This is a genomic window from Streptomyces pathocidini (genome assembly GCF_001418495.1).
Taxonomy (GTDB): domain Bacteria; phylum Actinomycetota; class Actinomycetes; order Streptomycetales; family Streptomycetaceae; genus Streptomyces; species Streptomyces pathocidini.
Genome location: NZ_LIQY01000616.1, coordinates 1 through 3,047, shown reverse-complemented (window position 1 = coordinate 3,047; position 3,047 = coordinate 1). Strand labels below are relative to the sequence as shown.

Here is a 3,047-nt window from a genome sequence, read left to right as displayed (position 1 = left end):
CAGCCGCGCGTGCTACTCGTGGCGCGGGTCGACGGCGGGGGAGGGCTGCCCGCCCGCGTAGGTGTGCGAGGCCAGGACCGGGTGCCGGGGCGGGGCGGTCCACGGGGCGTTCCAGCTGTGCACGGCGCGCAGGGGCACACAGCGCCGGTCGGCGGCGGCGAAGGCGAACTCGATCACCTCGTCGCAGGCCTCGCGCGGGTCGAGCCCGAGGACGACCTCGCGGTGCGCGGCGGCCGTCCGCGAGGGCTCCTCGCCCTGCTCGCCGGGGCGGACGAGGACGACGGGCCGCTCGGCCCCCGCCAGGACCTCCAGCGCGGTCGAGCCGAGCAGGAAGCCGGTCAGGCCCCCGAGCCCGCGCGACCCGAGCGCGAGCAGCTCGGCCCGGCCGGCGGCCCCGAGCAGAGCGGGTGCGGGGGTGTCGGGGAGCAGGTCGGCGGTGACGGTCAGGTCCGGGTGGAGCCCGGTCAGGTGCTCCCGCGCCTCCTCCAGCAGCCGCTCGGCCCACTCCTGCTGGGTGTCGTCGGTGGGCCGGACCCCACCGACCCGGGCGGGCCACTGCCAGGCGTGCACCAGCCGTAGCGGCGCACCGCGCAGCAGCGCCTCGCGGGCGGCCCAGTCCGCCGCGGCCAGGCTCTCCAGCGAGCCGTCCACGCCTGCGGCGATGTGTGCGGGCATCCGTGCCACCTCCGATCTCCCTCCCAGCCTCGGCTCGCGGGGGGCCCGGGCCGATAGGGCGTACGTCCCTGTTTGGGGCCGAACGGCCCTCCTCGGGAGGTGGGGGCGTGGAGGACGCTGGACGCGGAACCGATGCGCGGGGCGACGCGTGCGGCGCCCGCGCGGGGAGGGCCGGAGAGGAGTGGCGGCCATGGCCGATGTGATCACCAGAGGGGGCGTGTTCGCCGCCCTCCCGGCGGAGCAGCGGGGCCATCTGATGGCCCTGGCGCGGGAGGTCTCCTTCCCCTCCGGTACCCGGATCTTCGACGAGGGCGGCCGGGCGGACCGGTTCTGGATCCTGCGGTCCGGCTCGGTGGCCCTCGACCTCCATGTGCCCGGCCGCCGGGCTGCCACGGTCGAGGTCCTCGGGCCCGGCGAACTCCTCGGCTGGTCCTGGTTCCTGCCGCCCCGCCACTGGCACCTGGGCGCGGCGGCGGAAAGCGTGGTCCGCGCCCACGAGTTCGACGCGGCCGAGGTCCGCGCGCTGTGCGACCGGGACCCCGTCCTGGGCATGGCCCTGATCACTGCGGTGGCCGGCACGATCGCCGACCGCCTGATGGCCTCGCGTACGAGATTGCTGGACCTGTACGGGCCGAACGGCAGCGGGCCGCGGCTGTAAGAGCCGTCCGACGGGCCGCGGCTGTAGGACCGGCCCGTCGGGGGTGGGCAGGCGCCTGTGCCGCGCCCCGGAGGCAGCGCGGGCGCCCCGCCGGAACCACGTACACCCGTACGCCCTCCCGCGGCGGAACTCGGCCAGGATGGCGCCGAGTTCCGCCGCGTACGCCCCCGCCGCCGTCGGGTCGTCCGCCTCGATGCCGAGGAGCAGCGGGCCCTCCCGAGTGGGCCACGGTCGGACGGGCAGGGGCTCCGGCTGCACCGCGCGGTCGGTGCTACGGCGTCGGCGCCGGGCTCGCCTTGCAGGTCGCGTCCTTCGCGGGGAGCTTGCCCGTGCTCAGGTAGCGGGTGGCGTGGCGGTCCATGCAGGGGTTGGCGTCGAAGAGGAACTGCCCGTGGTTGCCGCCGCCCGCGACGACCAGCCGGGATCCGGCCAGCGCCTGCCGCATGCGGCGCGCGCCGCTGAGGGGCGTGGCCGGGTCGTCGGCGGCCTGGAGGAGCAGGATCGGCGGGAGCTTCTTCGCCCCCGTCGCGCCGATCTTCACCGGCTTCGCGGTGGGCGCCTTCCAGAAGGCGCAGGGCGCGCTGTACCAGGTGTTCAACCAGGCGAACAGCGGCGCCTTCCGGGCGGAGGCGACCGTGTCCTTGCGCCAGGTCCTCCAGTCCCGCGGCCAGGCGTCGTCCACGCAGTTGTACGCGAGCTGGGCCGCGTTCACGTATCCGGCGGGGGAGTCGGCCAGCTGGTTCACCGCGCTCAGCAGCGCGCCGGTGTCGCCGCGGCGGTAGCCCGCGACGGCCGACGCCAGGTCGCCCCACTGGAGGTCCGTGTACATGACCGAGGCCAGCAGGTCGTCCAGCTCCGCGATGCCGGCCCGGCCGCCGGCCGGCTTGGCGCGCAGCCGTTTCCGGGTGTCCTCCCACGCGGCCCCGACCTTTGAGGCCGTCTTGCCCAGGTGGTACGTGGAGTCGTACTTCGCCGTCCACGCGAAGAACTGGCGCGCCCGCTTCTGCATCGCGGTGTTCTGCTCGTACGAGGTCCGGTAGCCGGTGAGCCCGGGGTCCACGATGCTGTCGAGGACCATGCGGCCGGTGCGCTGCGGGAACAGCGTGGCGTACGTGGCGCCGAGCCGGCTGCCGTACGAGTAGCCGAGGTAGTCGAGCTTGTCGCGGCCGAGCGCGGCACGGATGCGGTCCATGTCGCGGGCGGCGTTCGCGGTGGTGATGTGCGGGAGCAGGGCCTTGGACGCGGCCGCGCACTTGTCGGCGACCTTCTGGGAGAGGTCCAGCCGGGCCCGCTCGGCCTTCGCGTCCGCGGGGGCGTACGCGGGCGCGGGGTGCTTGACCAGCTTGCCGGCGTCGCCGCAGCCGACGGGCGTGCTGGCGCCCACGCCGCGCGGGTCGAAGCTCACGACGTTGTAGAGCTCGCCCAGTTCGGGCGGCAGGGAGCTCCACACGAGCTTGGCCGTCCCGATCCCGGACTCGCCGGGCCCGCCGGGGTTGACCACCAGCGTCCGCTTGGCGTGGGCGTCGCCGACGCTCGACAGGGTCAGAGCGATCTGGCGGCCGTTCGGCTTCGCGTAGTCCAGGGGGACCTTGATGCGGGTGCAGTACGTGCCGCGGGGCGCCTCGGATCCCGCGGGGCAGGCGCCCCACTTCAGGGGGGACTTGGCGGCCTGGGTGGCGGCCGGCGCGGGGGCCTGGGCGGCCGCGGCCGGGGC

Annotated in this window: 3 protein-coding genes; 1 reads left to right on the top strand and 2 read right to left on the bottom strand. The window is 75.7% G+C overall.

Annotated features, from left to right (window positions below):
* Positions 1–12: 12 nt before the first annotated feature.
* Positions 13–675 carry a universal stress protein gene (locus tag AOK16_RS23565; RefSeq protein ID WP_055474148.1) on the bottom strand — a complete coding sequence of 221 codons (663 nt, stop codon included), beginning with the start codon at positions 673–675 and terminating at the stop codon, positions 13–15.
* Between the two features lie 190 nt (positions 676–865).
* Between AOK16_RS23565 and AOK16_RS23560 the strand changes: the two genes are divergently transcribed.
* Complete coding sequence (locus AOK16_RS23560; protein WP_055474147.1) at positions 866–1,333, top strand: cyclic nucleotide-binding domain-containing protein; 468 nt, start codon at positions 866–868, stop codon at positions 1,331–1,333.
* Positions 1,334–1,604: 271 nt separating this feature from the next.
* Here the strand turns inward: AOK16_RS23560 and AOK16_RS23555 are convergent.
* Positions 1,605–3,047 (bottom strand): alpha/beta hydrolase (locus AOK16_RS23555; RefSeq protein WP_055474146.1); only part of this gene is annotated, 1,443 nt, incomplete at its 5' end.